The organism is Haemophilus sp. HMSC066A11 (assembly GCF_001811665.1).
GTDB classification, from domain to species: Bacteria; Pseudomonadota; Gammaproteobacteria; order Enterobacterales; family Pasteurellaceae; genus Haemophilus; species Haemophilus influenzae.
In genome coordinates this window covers 1-21913 of the sequence record NZ_KV805872.1, presented here as the reverse complement: position 1 = coordinate 21913, position 21913 = coordinate 1, and the positions used below count along the sequence as shown (strand labels likewise).

General features: G+C 36.2%; 28 protein-coding genes. 9 read left to right on the top strand and 19 right to left on the bottom strand.

The genetic code is table 11. The features are described 5' to 3' along the window. Window positions 1-126: 126 nt before the first annotated feature. From cspD to thiI, 5 genes are all read right to left on the bottom strand, one after another. Window positions 127-345 carry a cold shock domain-containing protein CspD gene (cspD, locus tag HMPREF2813_RS06370; protein WP_005652728.1) on the bottom strand — a complete coding sequence of 73 codons (219 nt, stop codon included), beginning with the start codon at window positions 343-345 and terminating at the stop codon, window positions 127-129. A 148-nt stretch (window positions 346-493) separates the two neighbouring features. After that, a complete protein-coding gene (locus tag HMPREF2813_RS06365) occupies window positions 494-652 on the bottom strand; it encodes a YoaH family protein (protein ID WP_005628875.1) in 159 nt (52 codons plus the stop codon). Continuing rightward, window positions 645-1364: a tRNA pseudouridine(65) synthase TruC gene (truC, locus tag HMPREF2813_RS06360; protein WP_014550776.1), complete on the bottom strand. Its 720-nt coding sequence runs from the start codon at window positions 1362-1364 to the stop codon at window positions 645-647. Before truC ends, HMPREF2813_RS06365 begins: the two co-directional genes overlap by 8 nt. After that, window positions 1358-1678, bottom strand: a complete 321-nt coding sequence (locus HMPREF2813_RS06355) for a YqcC family protein (RefSeq protein ID WP_014550777.1) — start codon at window positions 1676-1678, stop codon at window positions 1358-1360. Before HMPREF2813_RS06355 ends, truC begins: the two co-directional genes overlap by 7 nt. Before the next feature lie 15 nt (window positions 1679-1693). Beyond that, the gene (thiI, locus tag HMPREF2813_RS06350; protein ID WP_014550778.1) at window positions 1694-3151 is read right to left on the bottom strand and encodes a tRNA uracil 4-sulfurtransferase ThiI; all 1458 of its coding nucleotides are present in this window, start codon (window positions 3149-3151) and stop codon (window positions 1694-1696) included. A 147-nt stretch (window positions 3152-3298) separates the two neighbouring features. Between thiI and xseB the strand changes: the two genes are divergently transcribed. Genes xseB through dxs form a run of 3 tightly spaced genes read left to right on the top strand, consistent with a single transcriptional unit; the run spans window position 3299 to window position 6347 of the window. After that, on the top strand, window positions 3299-3538 hold the full coding sequence (xseB, locus tag HMPREF2813_RS06345; RefSeq protein ID WP_014550779.1) for an exodeoxyribonuclease VII small subunit: 240 nt from the start codon (window positions 3299-3301) through the stop codon (window positions 3536-3538). Continuing rightward, on the top strand, window positions 3538-4428 hold the full coding sequence (gene ispA / locus HMPREF2813_RS06340; protein WP_014550780.1) for a (2E,6E)-farnesyl diphosphate synthase: 891 nt from the start codon (window positions 3538-3540) through the stop codon (window positions 4426-4428). Before xseB ends, ispA begins: the two co-directional genes overlap by 1 nt. Before the next feature lie 41 nt (window positions 4429-4469). Continuing rightward, window positions 4470-6347, top strand: coding sequence for a 1-deoxy-D-xylulose-5-phosphate synthase (gene dxs / locus HMPREF2813_RS06335; RefSeq protein ID WP_014550781.1), 1878 nt, complete (start codon window positions 4470-4472; stop codon window positions 6345-6347). Between the two features lie 35 nt (window positions 6348-6382). Here the strand turns inward: dxs and HMPREF2813_RS06330 are convergent, their stop codons facing one another. The 4 genes from HMPREF2813_RS06330 to rplM all read right to left on the bottom strand — a co-directional run bounded on the left by HMPREF2813_RS06330 (window position 6383) and on the right by rplM (window position 8491). Further along, a complete protein-coding gene (locus HMPREF2813_RS06330; RefSeq protein WP_014550782.1) occupies window positions 6383-6835 on the bottom strand; it encodes a ClpXP protease specificity-enhancing factor in 453 nt (150 codons plus the stop codon). Continuing rightward, window positions 6835-7473: a stringent starvation protein SspA gene (gene sspA / locus HMPREF2813_RS06325; protein WP_005650452.1), complete on the bottom strand. Its 639-nt coding sequence runs from the start codon at window positions 7471-7473 to the stop codon at window positions 6835-6837. The genes HMPREF2813_RS06330 and sspA overlap by 1 nt, the downstream gene beginning before the upstream one ends. A 180-nt stretch (window positions 7474-7653) precedes the next feature. Continuing rightward, window positions 7654-8046: a 30S ribosomal protein S9 gene (gene rpsI, locus HMPREF2813_RS06320; protein ID WP_005631594.1), complete on the bottom strand. Its 393-nt coding sequence runs from the start codon at window positions 8044-8046 to the stop codon at window positions 7654-7656. 16 nt (window positions 8047-8062) lie between these two features. Beyond that, on the bottom strand, window positions 8063-8491 hold the full coding sequence (gene rplM, locus HMPREF2813_RS06315) for a 50S ribosomal protein L13 (protein ID WP_005628896.1): 429 nt from the start codon (window positions 8489-8491) through the stop codon (window positions 8063-8065). Between the two features lie 464 nt (window positions 8492-8955). Here rplM and metF point away from each other — a divergent pair, with 464 nt between their 5' ends. Continuing rightward, on the top strand, window positions 8956-9834 hold the full coding sequence (gene metF / locus HMPREF2813_RS06310) for a methylenetetrahydrofolate reductase (protein WP_005662370.1): 879 nt from the start codon (window positions 8956-8958) through the stop codon (window positions 9832-9834). A gap of 88 nt (window positions 9835-9922) precedes the next feature. Here metF and bioD read toward each other — a convergent pair whose 3' ends face one another. The 3 genes from bioD to folE all read right to left on the bottom strand — a co-directional run bounded on the left by bioD (window position 9923) and on the right by folE (window position 11737). Next, window positions 9923-10651: a dethiobiotin synthase gene (bioD, locus tag HMPREF2813_RS06305; RefSeq protein ID WP_014550783.1), complete on the bottom strand. Its 729-nt coding sequence runs from the start codon at window positions 10649-10651 to the stop codon at window positions 9923-9925. Window positions 10652-10753: 102 nt separating this feature from the next. After that, window positions 10754-11020: a YcgL domain-containing protein gene (locus HMPREF2813_RS06300; RefSeq protein ID WP_041174664.1), complete on the bottom strand. Its 267-nt coding sequence runs from the start codon at window positions 11018-11020 to the stop codon at window positions 10754-10756. Between the two features lie 60 nt (window positions 11021-11080). After that, on the bottom strand, window positions 11081-11737 hold the full coding sequence (gene folE, locus HMPREF2813_RS06295; RefSeq protein WP_005666869.1) for a GTP cyclohydrolase I FolE: 657 nt from the start codon (window positions 11735-11737) through the stop codon (window positions 11081-11083). Window positions 11738-11874: 137 nt separating this feature from the next. On the opposite strand from folE, the gene moeA reads away from it, so the two are divergent. From moeA to HMPREF2813_RS06280, 3 genes are all read left to right on the top strand, one after another. Then, window positions 11875-13089, top strand: a complete 1215-nt coding sequence (gene moeA / locus HMPREF2813_RS06290) for a molybdopterin molybdotransferase MoeA (RefSeq protein ID WP_014550785.1) — start codon at window positions 11875-11877, stop codon at window positions 13087-13089. Window positions 13090-13092: 3 nt separating this feature from the next. Continuing rightward, window positions 13093-13824, top strand: a complete 732-nt coding sequence (moeB, locus tag HMPREF2813_RS06285; RefSeq protein WP_014550786.1) for a molybdopterin-synthase adenylyltransferase MoeB — start codon at window positions 13093-13095, stop codon at window positions 13822-13824. Between the two features lie 68 nt (window positions 13825-13892). Next, window positions 13893-14216, top strand: a complete 324-nt coding sequence (locus HMPREF2813_RS06280; RefSeq protein ID WP_005641855.1) for an HI1450 family dsDNA-mimic protein — start codon at window positions 13893-13895, stop codon at window positions 14214-14216. Window positions 14217-14394: 178 nt separating this feature from the next. On the opposite strand, the gene HMPREF2813_RS06275 is transcribed toward HMPREF2813_RS06280, so the two are convergent. The 3 genes from HMPREF2813_RS06275 to msrAB are packed head-to-tail and all read right to left on the bottom strand — an operon-like array spanning window position 14395 to window position 16622. Then, window positions 14395-14865 (bottom strand): redoxin domain-containing protein, encoded by a 471-nt coding sequence (locus HMPREF2813_RS06275; protein WP_005662382.1) that lies wholly within the window; start codon window positions 14863-14865, stop codon window positions 14395-14397. 42 nt (window positions 14866-14907) lie between these two features. Beyond that, entirely contained in the window at window positions 14908-15549 is a 642-nt protein-coding gene (locus HMPREF2813_RS06270) for a cytochrome c biogenesis protein CcdA (protein WP_005656594.1), read from the bottom strand. A gap of 11 nt (window positions 15550-15560) precedes the next feature. Then, complete coding sequence (msrAB, locus tag HMPREF2813_RS06265) at window positions 15561-16622, bottom strand: bifunctional peptide-methionine (S)-S-oxide reductase MsrA/peptide-methionine (R)-S-oxide reductase MsrB (RefSeq protein ID WP_005656593.1); 1062 nt, start codon at window positions 16620-16622, stop codon at window positions 15561-15563. A 174-nt stretch (window positions 16623-16796) separates the two neighbouring features. Between msrAB and HMPREF2813_RS06260 the strand changes: the two genes are divergently transcribed. Next, complete coding sequence (locus HMPREF2813_RS06260; protein ID WP_005656592.1) at window positions 16797-17660, top strand: DMT family transporter; 864 nt, start codon at window positions 16797-16799, stop codon at window positions 17658-17660. A 94-nt stretch (window positions 17661-17754) separates the two neighbouring features. Here HMPREF2813_RS06260 and HMPREF2813_RS06255 read toward each other — a convergent pair whose 3' ends face one another. Together HMPREF2813_RS06255 and HMPREF2813_RS06250 are read right to left on the bottom strand one after the other, a co-directional pair. Then, window positions 17755-17928: a zf-HC2 domain-containing protein gene (locus HMPREF2813_RS06255; RefSeq protein WP_005662386.1), complete on the bottom strand. Its 174-nt coding sequence runs from the start codon at window positions 17926-17928 to the stop codon at window positions 17755-17757. Between the two features lie 9 nt (window positions 17929-17937). Beyond that, a complete protein-coding gene (locus HMPREF2813_RS06250; protein ID WP_005662388.1) occupies window positions 17938-18483 on the bottom strand; it encodes a sigma-70 family RNA polymerase sigma factor in 546 nt (181 codons plus the stop codon). A gap of 836 nt (window positions 18484-19319) precedes the next feature. Here HMPREF2813_RS06250 and tdeA point away from each other — a divergent pair. Beyond that, window positions 19320-20684, top strand: coding sequence for a toxin/drug exporter TdeA (tdeA, locus tag HMPREF2813_RS06240; protein ID WP_005662395.1), 1365 nt, complete (start codon window positions 19320-19322; stop codon window positions 20682-20684). Between the two features lie 77 nt (window positions 20685-20761). Here the strand turns inward: tdeA and HMPREF2813_RS06235 are convergent, their stop codons facing one another. Beyond that, window positions 20762-21238 carry a histone gene (locus HMPREF2813_RS06235; RefSeq protein ID WP_041174627.1) on the bottom strand — a complete coding sequence of 159 codons (477 nt, stop codon included), beginning with the start codon at window positions 21236-21238 and terminating at the stop codon, window positions 20762-20764. A 212-nt stretch (window positions 21239-21450) separates the two neighbouring features. Continuing rightward, window positions 21451-21913: phosphohistidine phosphatase SixA (sixA, locus tag HMPREF2813_RS06230; RefSeq protein WP_070647016.1), on the bottom strand; the 463-nt coding region annotated here is incomplete at its 5' end.

Here is a 21913-nt window from a genome sequence, read left to right as displayed (position 1 = left end):
CTTATTTAATACGAACTAAAAGGACTAAGCTTTTTTTAATCACAAAGCTTAGTCCTTTACTGACTTTCTAACTTTTAATTCTTGTCTTTTAAGTTAGGATTAATAGAAAAAAATTTAGGGTATTTATTATTCTTGAGTATCCGCAATTGGGATTATTTTTGTGGCGTGAGATCCTTTATCGCTGTGGAGAACTTCAAATTGTACTTTTTGACCCGCTTTTAATGAACGATAGCCGTCCATTTCAATCACTGAATAATGTGCAAAAATATCGGCATCTACACCTTCTGCGGAAATGAAACCAAATCCTTTTGCATTATTGAACCATTTTACAATACCAATTTCCATAAAAGACCTCTCTAGGCTTCGCCTATTAAAACAATAAATCAACAAGACTCTCGCCTTATTACCTACTAATTAGGTTCGCTATGTTTAAATATTTTGAACGGTTATGCAACGAGCAATATTCAAAAATGATAAGTAGATCACAAAAAATTTAATTTTCTGGAGTTTTTTTATCATTTTTATGAATTTCTCGTAGTGCTTTCGCCACTATTTGAATCGCTTCTCCACTACTAATCCCTTTTGCCATAAGTTCTTGAATTTGTTCAACTGCTTTTTGTTGCTGTTCGTGTGTTAAGTTAATATCAAACATTTTCCCATCCAAATTGATTCATTAATTGCTGCCATTGTTCATCTAAACCTGCTGTAATTGTTATTTGCTCTTTCGTTATTGGATGAATAAAAGACAAACTATCAGAATGTAAAAATAATCGAGAACAACCTAAATGTGACATTAATGCACGATTTTGATGTAAGTCACCATATTGCGTATCCCCTAAAATTGGGTGAAAAATATGTTTCATATGGCGACGTAATTGGTGTTTTCTGCCTGTATGAGGGATCAATTTAACTAAAGAATAACGTGCCGTTTGATAACGCCCAGCAGGATAGGGCATTTCGACTATTTTTAATCCTTCATAATCAGTAACGGCTTCTTGAGGCTCTTTATCTTCTTGAGAAAATTTATCTGCGATTTTATCCAATTGAATTTTTAGTGGATAATCTATCTGTGCTTTTCCCTGTAGATACCCTCGCACTACAGTCAAATAAGATTTCTGAACGCACTTTTGTTCAAATTGTTCACACATTAAATTCGCAATTTCACTGCTCAATGCAAATAACAACACACCAGATGTTGGTCGATCTAAACGATGAATAGGAAATACGTGCTGACCAATCTGATCTCGCAAAGTTTGCATCACAAATTGAGTTTCATGAGGATCTAACCAACTGCGATGAACCAACATGCCAGCAGGCTTATTCACCGCAACTAGAAACGCATCTTGATATAAAATTTCTAACATTCTTTCTTGTTCAAAAGTTCTTCCAAAGCAACCAAAGGGGCTAATAATTTTTGCAATTCATCAAATTCTTTCATTGCTTCTTCAATATAAGGAGAAATAGCAATTTTATTTGGTAAAGCAGAACCACTTTCTAACAATGCCTGCATACGTGGAATAAACACCCACTGTAGCCATTCTTCGGCAGACATCGTATCAATTGAAAAAGGTTCTTCACTTAAAAACGCCTCTGCAGCAGGGGGCATCGTTTGCCATAAATTAAGTTGCTGCATAGTAATTTGAAGCTGTTCAAGATGCTGTTTAGTTTGATTACGCATAGTTTTATATCCTAATTAATGAATGTTTTTTGCAAATACACGCACATTTGAAAAACCATTTTCTTTCAAATACAAGGCTTGTAATTTGCTCATCACACCACGTTCACAATACAACACGTAATTTTTACTTTGATCAAGGCTACCAAATTGAGAGGAAAGTTTGTAGAACGGCATTTGAATGACTTCATGTGTATCCGATTTAAATGGATTTTCATCAGTTTCTTCTGGGCTACGAATATCCAAAATCACTTCATTTTCACTCAATGCAGAAATTGCCTCGACTTCTACGACTTCTTTTTCTGTTTCTTCTGCTATCTGGCGAATATCTAAATATTTCGCATTTTGTACCGCACTTTCAAGAATCTCAAAATTAAAATACCTTTCTTCTGTAACAATTTTCTCGCGAACAGCTTTGATCGTAGGATTTTTTGAAATCACACCACAAAATTCAGGCATAGATTTTGCAATATCGTCAGTGCCAATTTCTTTCGCCATTGCGATAATTTGTTCTTTATCGTGCGTAATTAGCGGACGTAATACTAAGGCATCAGCGGCTTCATCAATCAAGCGTAAATTGGTCAAAGTTTGGCTGGAAACTTGTCCTAATGCCTCCCCTGTCACAATCGCTTCAATATTAAAACGTTGAGCGACTTTACTTGCTGCCCGCACCATCATCCGTTTTAATACAACCCCCATTTGGCCGTTATCGACTTTCTCTAAAATCTCCCCCACAACCCCCTCAAAGTTAATCGCAATAAAGCGTACTTTATGTGAAGCGCTATAGCGTTGCCAAATATGATAAGCCATTTGTTTAACGCCAATTTCATGGGCTGCGCCGCCAAGATTAAAGAAACAATAATGAACTCGGGAACCACGACGAATCAACATATAACTCGATACACCTGAATCAAATCCCCCAGAAATCAAAGAAAGCACATCCTCTTGCGTACCAATCGGATAACCGCCAATCCCTGCGTGACGTGCTTTAACTAACATCATTTTGTCATCTTCAATATCAATACGAACAGTCACATCTGGATTTTTCAACCGCACTTTTGCGCTTTCAATATGTTGATTTAATCCACCGCCGATATAACGTTCTGCTTCAATCGAACTAAATTTATGTTTTCCTTTACGTTTTACTCGAACGCAAAAGGTTTTGCCTTGAAGTTGTTGCGCGACATCAGCAAGCGTCAATTCAAAAATATGATGTAAATCGGTAAACGGTTTTTCTTCAACTTCTAAAAAATGATGAATACCAGGAATACGTTGTAACAAAGCAATTAATTCTTCACGATTTTCTTCATTTTTTGACCGCACTTCAATGTAATCCCAGTGACGTACAACTGCAGTTTCTTCATCATATTTCTGTAAAATATTGCGGATATTAGAAGTTAAAATTTTTGCGAAACGTTTACGCACAGTTTCGCTCTTAATCATAATTTCAGGAAAAAGTTTAACGATAAATTTCATATGAATAGCTTGGATATTTAAAGTGGCGAGTATTTTACGCAAAGATAGTGAAAAGTCCACTGGTCCTAGCTTGAAATAATTTTTTAACAACTCAAGTAAAATACAGTACAATGGCAAGCAATTTTTACCGTGAAAAAGGACGATTAAATGGCGCGTAAACCTGCATCTTCACAAGATTTTGAAACAACATTAGCGCAGTTAGAAAATATTGTTACGCATTTAGAAAATGGCGATCTACCGTTAGAAGAAGCATTAAAAGAATTTGAACAAGGTGTGCAACTCGCTAAGTTAGGACAAGAACGTTTACAACAAGCAGAACAACGTATTCAGATCTTACTGCAAAAAACTGAAGATGCCCCACTGAATGATTATAAAGGGAATGCTTAATGGGTCACTTTTCTGAAGAATTACAACAGGTTCAAAATCGTATTAATCACTTTTTAGAAGCTCAATTTGAGGGCATTGAAAGTCATAATGCACCTTTGCTTGACGCGATGAAATACGCATTATTACTTGGTGGTAAACGAGTTAGACCTTTTTTGGTTTACGCAACAGGTCAAATGCTTGGTGCAGAGAAACAATCCTTAGATTACGTCGCTGCTGCCATTGAAGCCATTCACGCCTATTCCTTAATTCACGATGATTTACCTGCGATGGACGATGACAATCTACGTCGTGGACATCCTACTTGTCATATCCAATTTGATGAAGCTACAGCTATTCTTGCGGGCGATGCACTACAAAGTTTCGCATTTGAAATATTAACCAAAACTCCGAATATTTCTGCTGAACAAAAACTGGCTTTAGTTCAAATTTTAGCTCAAGGCTCAGGCGTACAAGGAATGTGCTTAGGGCAAAGTTTAGATCTTATTTCTGAACATAAACAAATTAGTTTAAGCGAATTAGAATTAATCCATCGTAACAAAACGGGCGCGTTGCTAATTGCCGCATTGAAATTAGGTTTCATTTGTTCTCCGCATTTTACCGACAAAAAGTTAGAACAATCCTTAACGCAATATGCGGAAGCCATTGGCTTAGCCTTTCAAGTTCAAGATGATATTTTAGATATTGAAGGCGATAGTGCAGAAATTGGCAAACAAGTCGGCGCCGATCTTGATTTAGATAAAAGTACATATCCAAAATTACTTGGGTTAAGTGGCGCAAAACAAAAAGCACAAGATCTATATCAAAGTGCTTTGTCTGAATTAGAAAAAATTCCTTTTAATACGACCGCACTTCGTGCATTAGCTGAATTCGTTATTACCAGAAAAAGTTAAACACTCACAAAAGTGCGGTCAAAATTTATCACGTTTTTAAAATGACTAATAATATGAACAATTATCCTCTTTTATCTTTAATTAATTCTCCAGAAGATTTGCGTCTTTTAAATAAAGATCAGCTACCACAACTCTGTCAAGAATTACGTGCTTATCTTTTAGAATCTGTTAGTCAAACTAGCGGACATTTAGCGTCAGGTTTAGGCACTGTAGAGCTAACCGTTGCACTGCATTATGTATATAAGACGCCATTTGATCAGTTAATTTGGGATGTGGGACATCAAGCTTATCCACATAAAATCCTAACGGGTCGCCGAGAGCAAATGTCCACAATTCGTCAAAAAGGCGGTATTCATCCTTTCCCTTGGCGTGAAGAAAGTGAATTTGATGTATTAAGTGTTGGTCACTCCTCCACGTCTATTAGTGCGGGATTAGGTATTGCAGTCGCTGCAGAACGAGAAAATGCAAGTAGAAAAACAGTATGTGTCATCGGTGACGGCTCAATTACGGCGGGAATGGCATTTGAGGCATTAAATCACGCAGGCGCATTGCATACAGATATGTTAGTTATTTTAAATGATAACGAAATGTCTATTTCAGAAAACGTTGGCGCATTAAATAATCATCTTGCGCGTATTTTCTCTGGCTCTCTCTACTCTACACTTCGTGATGGCAGTAAAAAAATCCTTGATAAAGTTCCTCCAATCAAAAACTTTATGAAAAAAACCGAAGAACATATGAAAGGTGTAATGTTTTCGCCAGAAAGTACATTATTTGAAGAACTCGGTTTTAACTATATTGGCCCAGTGGACGGGCATAACATTGAGGAATTAGTGGCAACACTTACGAATATGCGTAATCTGAAAGGCCCGCAATTTTTACATATAAAAACAAAAAAAGGTAAAGGATATGCGCCTGCAGAAAAAGATCCGATTGGTTTCCACGGCGTACCAAAATTTGACCCAATCAGTGGCGAATTACCCAAAAACAATAGTAAACCAACTTATTCGAAAATTTTTGGCGATTGGCTATGCGAAATGGCAGAAAAAGATGCCAAAATTATTGGTATCACACCTGCAATGCGTGAGGGTTCAGGTATGGTAGAATTTTCCCAACGCTTCCCAAAACAATATTTTGACGTAGCAATTGCAGAACAGCACGCCGTCACGTTTGCTACAGGACTTGCAATTGGCGGATACAAACCTGTTGTCGCAATTTACTCGACATTTTTACAACGTGCTTACGATCAATTAATTCACGATGTTGCCATTCAAAATCTCCCTGTGCTATTTGCGATTGATCGAGCGGGAATAGTTGGCGCAGATGGTGCTACACACCAAGGGGCATTTGATCTCAGCTTTATGCGTTGTATTCCAAATATGATCATTATGACACCAAGTGATGAAAATGAATGCCGTCAAATGCTCTATACCGGTTATCAATGTGGCAAACCAGCGGCAGTGCGTTATCCTCGCGGAAATGCCGTTGGTGTAAAACTTACTCCTTTGGAAATGCTACCTATCGGTAAATCACGTTTAATTCGAGAGGGTCAAAAAATTGCGATTTTAAACTTTGGTACCCTATTACCATCTGCGTTAGAAGCATCAGAAAAACTCAATGCAACGGTTGTCGATATGCGTTTTGTGAAACCGATTGATATTGAAATGATTAATATGCTTGCTCAAACTCACGATTATTTGGTCACATTAGAAGAAAATGCAATTCAAGGTGGAGTGGGATCAGCTGTGTCAGAAGTACTAAATTCATCAGGAAAATCAACCGCACTTTTACAACTTGGTTTACCAGATTATTTTATTCCCCAAGCGACACAGCAAGAAGCATTGGAAGATTTAGGATTGGATACAAAAGGCATTGAAGAAAAAATTATCAACTTTATTGCAAAACAGGACAATTTATAAAAATAAACGCAATGATAATTTCATCGCGTTTTTTCTTAATCCACAATTCTTAAATGGGAAACTGATTTTGTTTTCTTTTTTTCTTCTCGTTTTTTAGGCTTATCTACTGCTTCATAAAAACCTGTTGGTTGTTCAGTATCTGGCTCAATGTTAAGTTCATCATAAATTTCCTCAGGTTCAAACATCACGCCATCGCCATTCTCACGAGCATAAATCGCAAGGGCTGCGCCCATTGGAATATACAGTTCACGAGAGATGCCTTTAAAATGCGCATTAAACTGGATGAAATCATTTGTAAGTTGTAAATTGCCCGTAGCACTGGCAGACAAGTTTAATACAATCTGTCCATCTTTTACATATTCGACAGGAACATTCACACCTAAGTAAGTCGCATCAACAACTAAATAAGGCGTAAAACTATTATCTACTAGCCAATCATAATAGGCGCGTAATAAATAAGGGCGTTTAGGAGAAGATTTATATTCCATTATTTATCATCCATTAAATTTTTTGGTGCAGCTTCACCTACAGATTGCAAAAAAGAATCACGTGTAAACACACGTTCCATATAAGCTTTAATCGCTTTACTTCCTGTGCCTGTAAATTCCACGCCTAAATGTTTTAATTTCCATAATAATGGTGCAACATAGCAATCAACCAAACCAAATTCTTCATTCATAAAATAAGGCATCTGTTGAAAAATTGGTGCAATCCCCAATAGTTCTTCTTTTAACTGTTTTAATGCTGAAGTTTTTTCTTTTTCTGTGCCATTTTCTGCTTTTGCAAGGGTTGGATACCAATCTTGTTCAATACGTAACATTAAAAGTCGATCTTTAGCACGAGAAACAGGATACACTTGCATTAATGGAGGATGTGGAAAACGTTCATCAAGATATTCCATTATGATGCGTGAATTAAATAATACGAGATCACGATCAACCAACGTAGGCACAGTGCCGTATGGATTTAATTCCATTAAATCTTCTGGTAGAGCTTGCAAATCAACTTCTGCGTTTTCATAAAGCACACCTTTTTCTGCCAAAACAATTTTTACCTGATGGCAATAAATATCATCTTTATTTGAAAAAAGGGTCATTACTGAACGTTTACTTGATGCGCTGGACATTTATTCCTCCGAAGATCCAAAAATATTCTAGGTTTTTAAGGGGCAACATTTTACCATAAAGCATTACCTATTTGCCAATATAATCTTTTTTATTGTTTTATAATCAATAAGTTAGAGTAACTCAAATAATAAAAAAGCAGAGATTTCTCTCTGCTTTTCTTTTGGAAACGAAAATAAAAATTAACGTTTTGAGTATTGTGGACGACGACGTGCTTTGTGTAAACCCACTTTTTTACGTTCAACGCGACGTGCGTCACGAGTAACGAAACCAGCTGCACGAAGTGCTGGGCGTAATGTTTCATCGTATTCCATCAATGCACGAGTGATACCGTGACGGATTGCACCCGCTTGACCAGAAATACCACCACCTTTAACAGTGATGTATAGGTCTAATTTATCAGTTAATTCAACCAACTCTAATGGCTGACGTACTACCATACGCGCTGTTTCGCGACCAAAGTAAACATCTAATTCACGTTGGTTGATGGTGATTTTACCACTGCCCGGTTTGATAAATACACGAGCTGAAGAGCTTTTGCGGCGGCCTGTGCCGTAGTTTTGATTCTCTGCCATTTTCTAAACCTCGTGATTAAATATCTAATACTTGTGGTTGTTGTGCAGCGTGTTGGTGTTCAGCACCTGCATACACTTTTAATTTACGGAACATTGCACGGCCTAATGGACCTTTTGGCAACATACCTTTAACCGCAATTTCAATCACTGCTTCAGGACGGCGAGCGATCATTTCTTTGAAAGTCGCTTGTTTAATACCACCTACATAGCCAGTGTGCCAGTAGTAAAGTTTATCTGTTTCTTTACGACCAGTTACTGCCACTTTGTCTGCGTTGATAACGATGATGTAATCACCAGTATCTACGTGTGGAGTGTACTCAGCCTTGTGTTTACCACGAAGACGACGTGCTAATTCAGTCGCTAAACGACCTAAAGTTTTACCTGTCGCATCTACTACGTACCAGTCGCGTTTAACCGTTTCTGGTTTTGCTACAAAAGTTTTCATTAATTAATTACCAAAAATTAGTTTGATACCCAGTGTTCTTATGAACACAACCATTAATCTTAATCATCACCCCTTCGAGTGCGATCTCAATAAAATAATGTACGATGGGAATTCGCACATTTACAGGGTCGGCGTATTATACTCGTTTTTTCATAAAATGCTAATTTTTTGCGCTAAAAAAACAAATCTATTGTATTTATTTAACACGCATTTATCTTTCTATAAAAATATACAAAAAATTACCGCACTTTCTTTTTCGTTGTAAAATGGGATAAATCATTGCTAACAAAAGTGCGGTGGTTTTGAGTATGTGTTGATCTAAAAATTAGTTATTATTGAACAATCATTATCCATTTATTGAATTATTAATAATAATCATACTTTTAATGAATAAATTGAAATTGACTCATATTAAAACCTATTTTATTGTACAAATACTATTTTAGAATCCTAAAGGAAGCCTTATGAGCTACGCGAAAGAAATTGATACATTAAATCAACATATTGCAGATTTTAATAAAAAAATTAATGTCTCCTTTGAATTTTTTCCACCTAAAAACGAAAAAATGGAAACCCTTCTATGGGATTCAATTCATCGTTTAAAAGTATTAAAGCCTAAATTTGTGTCAGTCACTTACGGCGCAAATTCGGGAGAACGTGACCGCACTCACGGCATTGTGAAAGCCATTAAACAAGAAACTGGCTTAGAAGCCGCACCACATTTAACTGGAATTGATGCCACACCTGAAGAATTAAAACAAATTGCGAGAGATTATTGGGATAGTGGTATTCGCCGTATTGTTGCGTTACGCGGTGACGAACCTAAAGGTTACGCGAAAAAACCATTTTATGCGTCAGATCTTGTGGAATTACTCCGTTCTGTCGCTGATTTTGATATTTCTGTAGCCGCTTATCCTGAAGTTCATCCAGAAGCAAAATCCGCACAAGCAGACTTAATTAATTTAAAACGTAAAATTGATTCAGGTGCAAACCACGTCATTACACAATTTTTCTTTGATATTGAAAACTACCTACGTTTTCGTGATCGTTGTGCATCAATTGGTATTGATACTGAAATCGTACCCGGTATTTTACCTGTTACTAATTTTAAACAACTCCAAAAAATGGCATCATTCACTAATGTGAAAATTCCAGCGTGGTTAGTTAAAGCCTATGATGGTTTGGATGATGATCCAACTACACGTAATCTTGTAGCAGCAAGTGTTGCAATGGATATGGTAAAAATTTTATCTCGCGAAGGCGTGAATGACTTCCACTTTTATACATTAAATCGTAGTGAATTAACTTATGCTATCTGTCATATGTTAGGTGTAAGACCTTAATTATCACAATAATATATTTCTTTTCAAACACAAAATAAGGGCGATATTTCGCCCTTATACAAAACTAAAAAAATTCAACCGCACTTTATTATTTTATGAACTCTGTTTGCATATACATTAATCGATCTATATTCGTTAAATAATGCCCTAATTCTTGTTCTTCGGGTTTATGTAAATAAGGAATTTTACCTAAAAGCGGCGCATCAATATGTTCAACAAGTAAATCAACAATTTCTGCATAATGGCTTAATAATGGATTAATTCGATTTGCTATCCAACCTAATAACGGCACACCCAACTGTTGGATAACCTTTACCGTCAATAAAGCGTGATTTACACAACCATCTTTAATTCCAACTACAAGTACTACTGGCATTTTTCGTTGAGTAATCCAATCTGCAAAACTTTTTCCTTCTGCCATTGGTGTCATTAAACCAAAAGATCCTTCCACCACAACAGATTGATAAGTTTGATTCAAACGCGTTAAATCACAATTAATTTTATCTAATTTAATCCGCATTTTATCTTGTGTGAGCATGGGTGCACAGTGGCTAAAAGTATAACTATTAATATCCTGATAAGACACATTTTCTTTTGTTGAATGCATCAGCGTTAATACATCAGCATTTACGAAATGATCATAATCAGATGTATTTTCTGATTGCGCGATAGGATAAATACTCTCTTCTCCACAACAAGCAATAGGTTTATAGCCGACAACTTGCACGCCCTGCCCTTGCAAGGCTTGAATCATTGCGCGCGCTGCTGTTGTTTTCCCCACATTCGTATCTGTCCCTGCGACAAAAAAGCTACTCATTTTTTTCTCCTTTAAAAAGTGCGGTGGATTTTAAAGGAATTTTTTATTTAATAATTTGAGATAACGCAAATTTTCACTTTTTTTATCTTATAAATAGACAAATTATTTGATCTCACTCAAGCTATTAAATAAACCATCATCTTGTTTTGCTATTTGTAAGTAAAATCCTTGGCGTTTAATTGTTTCCAATACTTCATTACAATCTACATTGTGTAGTGCTTTACGCCCAAGCAGATTAAACATCATCACTAATTCTGGTTTACCAAAATGTTCGAGTAAAACGCTGGGAACTAAAGAAAAATCCTCTCTATTAGCAACATAAAGGTAACTTCCTAACTTCTTTTTACTTTTATAAATGGCACATAGCATATTTAATTTCCCGAAATAAAAATCCGCACATTTTACGTGCGGATTACAATTTATCATTTCCTATTTTTGAACTGTGGCTAAAAATTCTTTACGAGTATCTCTATCTTCTAAGAATACGCCACCATAAGCAGATGTGACAGTATAACTATTTGTATCTCTAATACCACGTGCTTTCACGCAAAAATGGGTCGCTTTCACATATACCGCCACATCATCGGTTTCAAGAATGGTTTGAAATGCTGTCAAAAGTTGCTCAGTTAAGCGTTCTTGAACCTGTGGACGTTGCGCAAAAAACGAGACAATTCGATTAATTTTAGAAAGACCAATAACCCAATCTTTTGGATAGTATGCCACACAAACTTTACCATCAATCGTCACAAAATGATGTTCACAAGTGCTTGTTAGCGTAATGTCATTCACTTGTACCATTTCGCTGACTTTCATTTGATTTTTGATTTTTGTCATCTTTGGAAAATTCGCATAATCCATTCCACTAAAAATCTCATCAATAAACATTTTAGCTAAACGATTTGGCGTTTCTTCTAAACTATCATCTCGCAAATCTAATCCAATCAGCTTCATTACTTCATGCATGTGTTTTGCAATGCTTTCTCGACGTTCATTTTTAGCCTGTGTTGGATCAATCATGGGTGTCTCAATACCTTTTTCAATCAAGGCATTTCTTACATTCAGTGCATCCAGTGAAATTTTGCTCATAATAGTCTTTCCTAAAAAAATAATCAGCTATTCTAGCAAAGGATAATAGGATGGTAAAATGAGAAAAATTGCAAATTTGAATGAATTAGGCTTTAGATATAGAATAGCTGACAAATTTTATCAAATAAGGATTTTCTATGCTTACATTGGATCAAGCTCGCTCGAAAATGCTTGAACAGCTTCCCTTCCCGACTCAAACTGAATACCTAAATTTACAAGAAGCCGCCAATCGAATTTGTGCAGAAGATATTATTTCGCCTATCAATGTTCCCTCTTTCGATAACTCAGCAATGGATGGTTATGCTGTACGTTTATCGGATTTACAACAATCTTTAACCCTTTCAGTGGCAGGGAAATCTTTTGCAGGTAATCCATTCAAAGAGGAATGGCCATCAAAAAGTGCGGTCAGAATTATGACTGGCGCAATGATTCCTGAAGGCACAGATGCAGTGATAATGCAAGAGCAAGTAACACTCAATGAGGACGGCACCGTCACTTTTAGTGAATTACCTAAACCAAATCAAAACATCCGTCGTATTGGTGAAGATGTAAAAAAAGGGGATGTTGTATTAGAACAAGGCGCACCGCTCACCCCAGTTTCCTTGCCATTATTAGCCTCTCTAGGCATTGCAGAAGTAAAATGCTATCGTCAATTAAAAGTCGGTGTACTCTCAACTGGTGATGAACTTGTGGAAGTCGGCAAACCATTACAAAGCGGACAAATCTATGACACTAACCGTTTCACCGTAAAATTATTACTCGAAAAACTACACTGTGAAGTCATTGATTTAGGACTATTACCTGATAACGAAGCTGAATTTGAAAAAGCATTTATTGCCGCACAAAGCCAAGCCGATTTAGTGATTACCAGTGGCGGTGTTTCCGTTGGTGAAGCGGATTTCACTAAAGCAGTATTGGAAAAAGTAGGCAAAGTAAATTTCTGGAAAATTGCAATCAAACCCGGCAAACCATTCGCTTTTGGTAAATTAGAAAATGCTTGGTTCTGTGGTTTACCCGGCAATCCTGTTTCCGCATTAGTAACATTCTATCAACTTGTTCAGCCATTAATCGCTAAACTTCAAGGCCAAAAACAATGGAAAAAACCACCGCACTTTTCAGCCATTGCTACAATGAATTTGAAAAAAGCAGTGGGACGTTTAGATTTCCAACGGGGTTTCTATCACATCAATGAACAAGGCCAAATTGAAGTGCAATCAGTAGGTTTCCAAGGTTCTCATCTCTTTAGTGCTTTTGTAAAAAGCAATTGTTTTATCGTGTTAGAACAAGAACGTGGCAATGTCTCTGCGGGCGAAACAGTGACAATTGAGCCTTTCAATCATTTATTAGGATAAAAAATGATCGAACTTAGTCACGAAGAAGAATTGCGTTATAACCGTCAAATTATTCTTAAAAGCGTAGATTTTGACGGGCAAGAAAAACTTAAAGCAAGCAAAATGCTGATCGTTGGGCTTGGTGGCTTAGGATGTGCAGCCAGCCAATATCTCGCAGCGGCAGGCGTTGGAAATTTAACACTGTTGGATTTCGATACAGTTTCGCTTTCGAATCTTCAACGCCAAGTCTTGCACTGCGATGCTCGCTTGAATATGCCCAAAGTGGAGTCAGCTAAAATTGCACTGGAACAAATCAATCCACATATAAAAATCGAAACAATTAATGCGAAGTTAGACGAAGAAAAACTCGCTGAAATCATTCCGCACTTTAATATTGTTTTAGATTGTACAGACAATGTGGAAATCCGTAATCAATTGGATCGCCAATGTAATAATGCAAAAATCCCTCTGATTTCAGGTGCGGCAATTCGAATGGAAGGTCAGGTTTCCGTTTTCACTTATGAACCGAATACACCCACTTATCGTGATCTCAGCAAATTATTTGGGCAAAATGTATTAAGCTGTGTGGAAGCAGGCGTGCTTGCACCAATCGTCGGCATTGTGGGAAGCATTCAAGCCTTAGAAGCAATTAAAGTGCGGTTAAAAATCGGTAAGAATTTGTCTGGACGCTTATTGATGATTGATGGTTTTTCGATGAATATCCGAGAAATTAAACTACTAACCAATGTGGAATAAAACCCTTAAAAAGAGAAAAAAATTTAACCGCACTTTTTATTAACCATAACCTTTACTATAAAAACACTATGACAACAGAAATTAAAAAACTTGATCCAGATACAGCCATTGATATTGCTTACGATATTTTCTTAGAAATGGCTGGAGAAAATTTAGATCCTGCTGATATTCTTTTATTCAACCTACAATTTGAAGAACGCGGTGGTGTGGAATTCGTTGAAACCGCCGATAATTGGGAAGAAGAAATTGGTGTACTGATTGACCCAGAAGAATACGCTGAAGTGTGGGTGGGCTTAGTCAATGAACAAGATGAAATGGATGATGTATTTGCTAAATTCTTAATTTCTCACCGAGAAGAAGATCGCGAATTTCATGTTATTTGGAAAAAGTAACGATAACGTAAAAATAAAAAACTATTATACAAGCAATAAAATCATACCGCTTATAATATAGTTTTTTTATCAATCTACCAAATGCTCAATGCACAAACGCCAATCTTAGATACTTTGTCTCTTTACTCTGTAAAAATGGAATATAAAAAGCGGCTTAAAAATAAGCCGCTTTTCATCATTATTTCACTGCAAAAACTTTTATTTGCTCTGCACCTAAATGCCCTGGTACGGTTTTTTTCAGGTTTAAATCGCTATCTAAAAAGAGATTGAACGGATAGCCACGCACTCTTGCTTTGTCAATGATTTCGCCTTTTTCATCTAAAAGCACCGTGATATTTTTATATTCCAATCCTTTGTACCATTCAATAAAATCAGCGGTGTCTTTTTCGCCTTTGTGATCGGGCGAAACAATGGTAATCACTTCAAAATTGCGATCTTTTTCCGCACTTAAATCATCAATTTCAGCTAATCCCGCCAAGCAAATCGGACACCAAGATGCCCACATTTTTACATACACAGGTTTGCCTTTATATTGGCTTAAAGTAACTGGCTGATTGTTTAAATCTTTGAGTTGCACATCTGCCAAATTAGTTTGTGCAAAAGCGTTTAGGCTGAATGCCATTAGAAATATTGATAGTAGTTTTTTCATTGCTTTTTTCCTTTTATAGATTTCTTTTGTTGAGGTTATGTTTTACGAAAAATTATTCGTAATTAATAAAATACCCATCACGATAATTAAAATTCCGCCACCGATTTTAAATTTGTCTAAGTGTTTATTTAACCCTTTGGCACGTTTGAGCAAGCTGTCAGATAAGAAAGAAAACAGTACAAACGGGGTCGCAAGCCCTAAGACATAAACAAACATCATTGATGCACCGTAAAGTGCAGAGCCTTCATCGCCTGATAAAGCTAACACGGAAGCCAGAATCGGGCCAATACAAGGCGTCCAACCAAGACTAAACGTTAAGCCAAGAACAAATGCCTCAAGTGCGGTTGATTTTCCTGATGTTTTTATTTCCACCAATTTCGTGCGTTCCAACAAACCAATTTTGAAAATGCCAAGTTGATGAATACCCAAAATAATCACGATAACGCCAGCGATAATGCGGGTGGTGTTACTAAATAAAATATTCCCTAAAAAACCAAAACTAAAGCCTAAACTGACAAATGTAAGGGAAAGCCCTAAAATAAATAAAAAAGTATTTAAGACTTTTTTACCGCCTTTACTCAAAATACCGAAATAAATCGGGATAATCGGGAAAATACAAGGCGAAAGAAAAGAAGCAAGCCCAGCTAAAAATACAGTTCCAATAAGGAGTTGCTGATCTAACATCCTACATCTCCTTATTTTTTAATGGATTGAATCAAATATCCGTATCCTGCCTTTTCCATTTCAGCTAACGGAATAAATTTAATTGATGCACTGTTAATACAATAACGTAAACCACCTTTATCTTTCGGGCCGTCGTCAAAAACGTGTCCTAAATGGGCATTGCCCGCACGGCTTAACACTTCGGTACGTTGCATATTGAAGCTATTGTCGGTTTCATAATGCACCACATCTTTAATGATCGGTTTCGTAAAACTTGGCCAGCCACAACCTGATTCAAATTTATCATTTGAAGAGAAAACAGGCTCGCCTGTAGTGACATCAACATAAATACCGGGTTGGAAGTTATCCCAATATTCGTTACTAAAAGAGCGTTCAGTATGCTTATTTTGAGTAACGGAATATTGCAACGGTGTCAATTTCGCTTTGAGTTCTGCATCACTCGGTTTCGGATAATCTTTTTCGTCAATCACAGGTTCATCTGCTTTGGTAATATCAATATGGCAATAACCATTTGGATTTTTCTTCAAATAATCCTGATGATATTCTTCTGCTACGATGTAATTTTTAATCGGCTGCACCTCAATTTGTACTGGTTTTTTATATTTGGTTTGAAGCTGGGCGAGAGCTTGTTCGATCACTGCTTTATCTGCCCCATCTTGATAATAAATCCCTGTGCGATATTGTCTACCACGGTCGTTACCTTGTTTGTTTACACTCGTTGGATCAATCACTTTAAAATAATATTTAAGCAATTTATCTAACGAAATTTGGTTTGCATCGTAAGTGACTTTTACCGTTTCTGCGTGATCGGTTAGCCCAATCATATGATAACTGGTTTTCCCCGTATTACCATTGGCATAGCCAGAAATCGCATCTTTCACACCGTGAATACGCTCCATATATGCTTCCATACCCCAGAAACAACCACCAGCAAGATAAATTTCTCGGATGTTTTGCGTATTTTCCATTACCATTTTTTGTTCTCCAGATGATGATGTTGAATTTTGTATTGCTAAAGTTGGTGCTGCACAGCAAAGTGCGGTAATAAATAGAAATGTTTTTGATAGTTTCATTGCTTTTCCTTATGAAGTAAAAATTAACGTTACATAAGGTTAGACGGCGGATAATTCGATTTCTTACAGATTTTTGCAAAATTTTTAAAGAAATTGATTAAAATCCATTGTTATAACCAATAATAAAGCGTTAAGATGCCCAATCTCCCCCTCTTTTCTAAGGTAAAAATCTATATGCAATCACATTCCATTCCTTCACTTTATCACAAAGCGATTAGTTTTATGGTATCAGCGTACTTTTCCATTACCTTGATGAATGTATTTGTCAAAACCGCTTCTCAAACAATCCCTGCAAGTGAAACCTTATTTTCACGCTTTTTAATCGGCTTGCTTTTCTTACTTCCTTTTGTGATTAAAGATCGCGATTTTAAAGTGGATACTCGTCAATGGAAATTTTTAATCCTGCGTAATGCCGCGGGTGTATCGAATATGTTGATTAACTTTTATGTCGTGAAGTTCTTACCGCTTTCCATCGCTGTCTTATTGATGAATACCTCTGCCCTATTTATCCCGATTTTATTGCTTTTTTTCCATCAAAAAACACCGCTTAATGTGCTTTTATGTAGCTTAATCGGTTTTCTTGGCGTTTCCATTATTTTACTCACCAATCACAATGGCAATGTTGATCCTATTTATGTGCTGATTGGATTATCTGGTGCTGTATTAGCGGGAATGGCATTTATTGGCTTACAAGAATTAAACAAATACAACACACCAAAAAATATCGTATTTTATTTTCATCTGATTGGTACGTTCATGTTACCAGTCTTCTTTATTAACCAATGGAAAATCCCTAATTTATACGAGCTTGGCTTATTACTATTGGTGGGCGGTTTCGGATTGATTTTCCAATTATTACTCACGCGCGCTTTTAAATACGCACCCGCCAATATTATTACTCCTTTTGCTTTCACTGGCGTGGTTTTCTCTAGCGTTTTCGACTGGCTCTTTTGGCATCATACGCCTAACCTCTATTTTTGGCTCGGTGCAGTTATAATTGTGGGCGCAGTGAGTTTATTGGCGAAGCTGAAGAAATAAAACCTTTGAGATTACAAAATGCCGTATGGATAAGTTAGAAATACCGCTATAAAGTGCGGTCAAAATAGCGGATTTTTTAATACTTTCATCACTCTTAATGTGAATCTTTAAATTTCTTCATCATCATACTTAAGGTTTTGCAATTTCTTTGAAAACGACGACAACGTGAGCAGGTAACTAAATGAACTTTTAACCCAACTTTTTCTTGTATATCTAATGAACGTTCGTGCGATTCGGAAATCATTCGAGTGGCTTGGCGACAACGCATAATTTTCTCCTAAAGTTTTTTTGAAAGACAGTTTTGCAACTGTAAACGAGCCCGATAAAGGGTGGTATGTAAATTAGACGAAGTTAAATGCGTTTCTTGACAAATTTCTTCAGATGAAAGATCTAAAAATTCTCGCATCATAAAAACTTTTGCCTGTTTGGCGGGTAAACAAGTCAAACAAGTTTCAAAAATCAGCCAAAATTCATCGGAATACACAGTTTCTTCTTCGCCTTGTAATTCACTCGGGTAATATTCTGGTTTCCAATGCCCCTTTTCATCAAAAAATGAATTATTGGTATCTTCATCTTCAAGTTCACTTTCTAAAACAAACCGCCCTTTCTGACGTAAATAATCAATAATCTTATTTTTAAGAATCGCAAAAATCCAAGTTTTAAATGCAGATTGATGCTTAAAATTATCAAGATTTTTGAATGCACTTAAAAAGGCTTCTTGTACTAAATCTTCGGCAAGATCAGCTTGATTTACTTGCAATTGTGCAAATGTCAGCATTTGAGTGCGAATTTGCTGAAGCTCAAGATCAGAAATAACATTCATTTTAATTCCTTTAAAACTTATATAAGAAATGAAACCCACTTCCTTTAACATACTAAGGTAGCTATTTTTACACTCAAAAAAGGAAATTTAAAATGAAAAATTTTATATTGAATCTATTTTGCGAAGTTAGGAAAAAATCAGGTGTTTAAGAAAAGAATAATTGATACCGCTTTTTAACGTGATATTTGCTTTTGGTGTGTAGCCGACACCAATTGCCATCGCATTACAAACCGCCCACCGCAGCAGAAAAACTCGCTTTTCCAACCACTTGTGGCAATTCTAAACCAGAAAGGGCGTTAGCCGCCGCTAAACCACGTTCTAATTTACTGCCCAATTTCCCTAATTTGCCATTTAACTCGTTAAAGCCTGATTGGAAATTTTACTATTAATTGTATTATCCTTTAAATTACCAATGATCAGGCTATACGCCAAACTCTTTAATGCCGTAATTCGTACTAATTGAATTGTCACTCGCCGCAAAGGCTTGAGAAGAGATCAGCAAACTGCTGATAAGTTAAGCTGTCGTGGTTAGCTTGACAGATGAAAAGAAAAGATTAGCATTGCTTGCTTGCTTGCTTGCTTGCTTGCTTGCAGAATTGTAATAAAACATGTTATATCCTCCTAGGATAAAACAAAAAAGAAGCGTGACTTTACGTTAAATAAATTGATATGTAAAGGAAATACAAATTTTTTCGTGCAAATTCCAATATTTAACTTTAAAATACTTGCCTCTGAACAAACATTCATTATAAATAAAAGTCACAATATTTATTTTATAAATAAAAAAGTGCGGTTAAAATCATCCGCACTTTTTAGTTCGTAGAAAGGAAAATTCAATGTTTAAAATGAAAAATATCACGCTTGCTTTGTTGATGTCTGGTGCATTGGTGGGATGTGCCAATATTGGCGATTCTTATCAAGCAAGCCTTGAAGATTACAAGCAATATGAAGAAATTACCAAGCAATATAATGTAAAAGAAAATTGGTGGTCGTTATATGATGATGCGCAATTAAATCGTGTTATAGAGCAAGCTTTAACAAACAATAAAGATTTAGCTAAAGCTGCTGTAGCGGTAAACCGTGCGCTTTATAGTGCGAATTTAGTGGGTGCAAATTTAGTGCCTGCATTTAATGGTTCAACTTCATCAGCAGCACAACGCCGAGTTGATATCAGTACAAACTCTGCCATTTCACACAAAGGTTCTTTAAATGTGAGCTATACATTAGATCTGTGGCAACGTTTGGCCAATACTGTTGATGCGGCGGAATGGTCGCACAAAGCAACTGCAGAAGATATGGAATCGGCTCGTTTATCATTAATCAATTCTGTAGTAACAACTTATTATCAAATTGCTTATTTAAATGATGCAATTAGCACGACCAACGAAACGATCAAATATTACACGGATATTGGCAATATTATGCAAACGCGTTTAGTGCAAGGCGTGGCTGATGCAGCCAGCGTTGATCAAGCACAACAAGCCATATTAACGGCGCGTAATAACAAATTAAATTTTGAAACCCAACGCAAAACAGCAGAACAAACACTGCGTAATCTTCTCAACCTAAAACCAAATGAAGCATTAAATATCACGTTCCCACATATTATGAATGTGAAAACAGCAGGCGTAAACTTAAACGTGCCTGTGTCTGTAATTGCAAATCGTCCTGATGTAAAAGCAGCACAATTCCGTTTAAGCAGTGCATTCAAAAATGCCAAAGCAACTCAAAAAAGTTGGTTCCCAGAGGTTAATTTAGGTGCAAGCCTTTCTTCAACAGCAAGCACGATTGGTACGGCGTTACATAACCCTGTGGCTGCTGGCACAGTAGGAATTAGCTTGCCATTCTTAAATTGGAACACCGTAAAATGGAACGTTAAAATTTCTGAAGCTGACTATGAAACAGCTCGTTTAAATTACGAACAACGTATTACCACGGCTCTCAATAATGTGGATACCAACTATTTCGCATTTACCCAAGCGCAAAGTACATTAAGTAATTTACAGCAAACCCATAGTTACAATCAGCGTATCACGCAATATTATCGAAATCGCTATAATGCAGGCGTATCCGAATTGCGCGAATGGTTAGTTGCAGCCAATACGGAAAAATCATCACAACTTGCGATTTTGAATGCAAAATATCAAGTGCTGCAAAGTGAAAATGCGGTATATAGCTCAATGGCGGGATATTATTTGTAAAAATCAAATTGGATTAATCTATAAAAAATCCCTGTTAAATTTCTTTAACAGGGATTTTGTTATTTAAATTAAACCTATTATTTTGTCGCTTCTTTCACTGAATCTACTGCTTGAGTTGCTTTTTCTGAAACCGCCTCTTTCATTTCAGTTGCTTTTTCTGATGCAGCTTCTTTCATCTCACTTGCTTTTTCTGAAACCGCCTCTTTTATTTCAGTTGCTTTTTCTGATGCTGCTTCTTTCATCTCACTTGCTTTTTCTGAAACCGCCTCTTTTATTTCAGTTGCTTTTTCTGATGCTGTTTCTGTTGCTGATTTAATTACTTCTTTCGCATCTTCCACTTTCTCTGCTACTTTATTTTTCACGTCTGTAGAAAGCTGCTGTGCTTTTTCCTTTACTTCAGTCATTGTATTAGCTGCAGCATCTTTTGTTTCTGATGCGACTGATGCTACAGTTTGTTTCGTATCCTCAACTTTTTGTTTTGCTTCTTGCTTATCAAAACAACCTGTCACGGCTAAAGCTGAACCTAAAACCAATGCTAATGTTAATTTTTTCATTATTTTCTCCATAGAATAATTTGATTATTACAAAGCCCTATTACTTTGATGCAGTTTAGTTTACGGGAATTTTCATAAAAAGAAAAACAATAATAGTAAAACTTTACCTTTCTTTAAAAAGATTACTTTATAAAACAACATCTAAGATATTGATTTTTAATAGATTATATAAAAACCAATAAAAATTTTATTTTTTGTAAAAAAAGAATAGTTTATTTTAAATAAATTACAGGAGATGCTTGATGCATCAATATTTCTGATTTATTACCATCCCATAATAATTGAGCAATAGTTGCAGGATAAAATGATATTGGATTTCGTTTTCCATACAGTTCAGCAACAATTTCTCCCACTAAGGGCAAATGGGAAACAATCAATACAGATTTAACGCCCTCGTCTTTTAGCACTTCTAAATAATCAATGACGGAATGCGCATGGCCATAAGGCGTAATCCCCTCCCAAATTTCAAATTTATTTTCTAACTCCAAATCAAACGCTTGATTAACTTGATGAAAGGTTTCTTGAGCTCTGACATAAGGGCTCACTAAAATACGGTCTAGTGAATTAATTAATAGTGTACTCAAATGCTGTTTTAACCATTCTCCTTGAGAAAAAGCTTGTTTAATACCATAAGCAGTTAAGCGACGAGCTTTATCACTATTAGCCATTACTTCC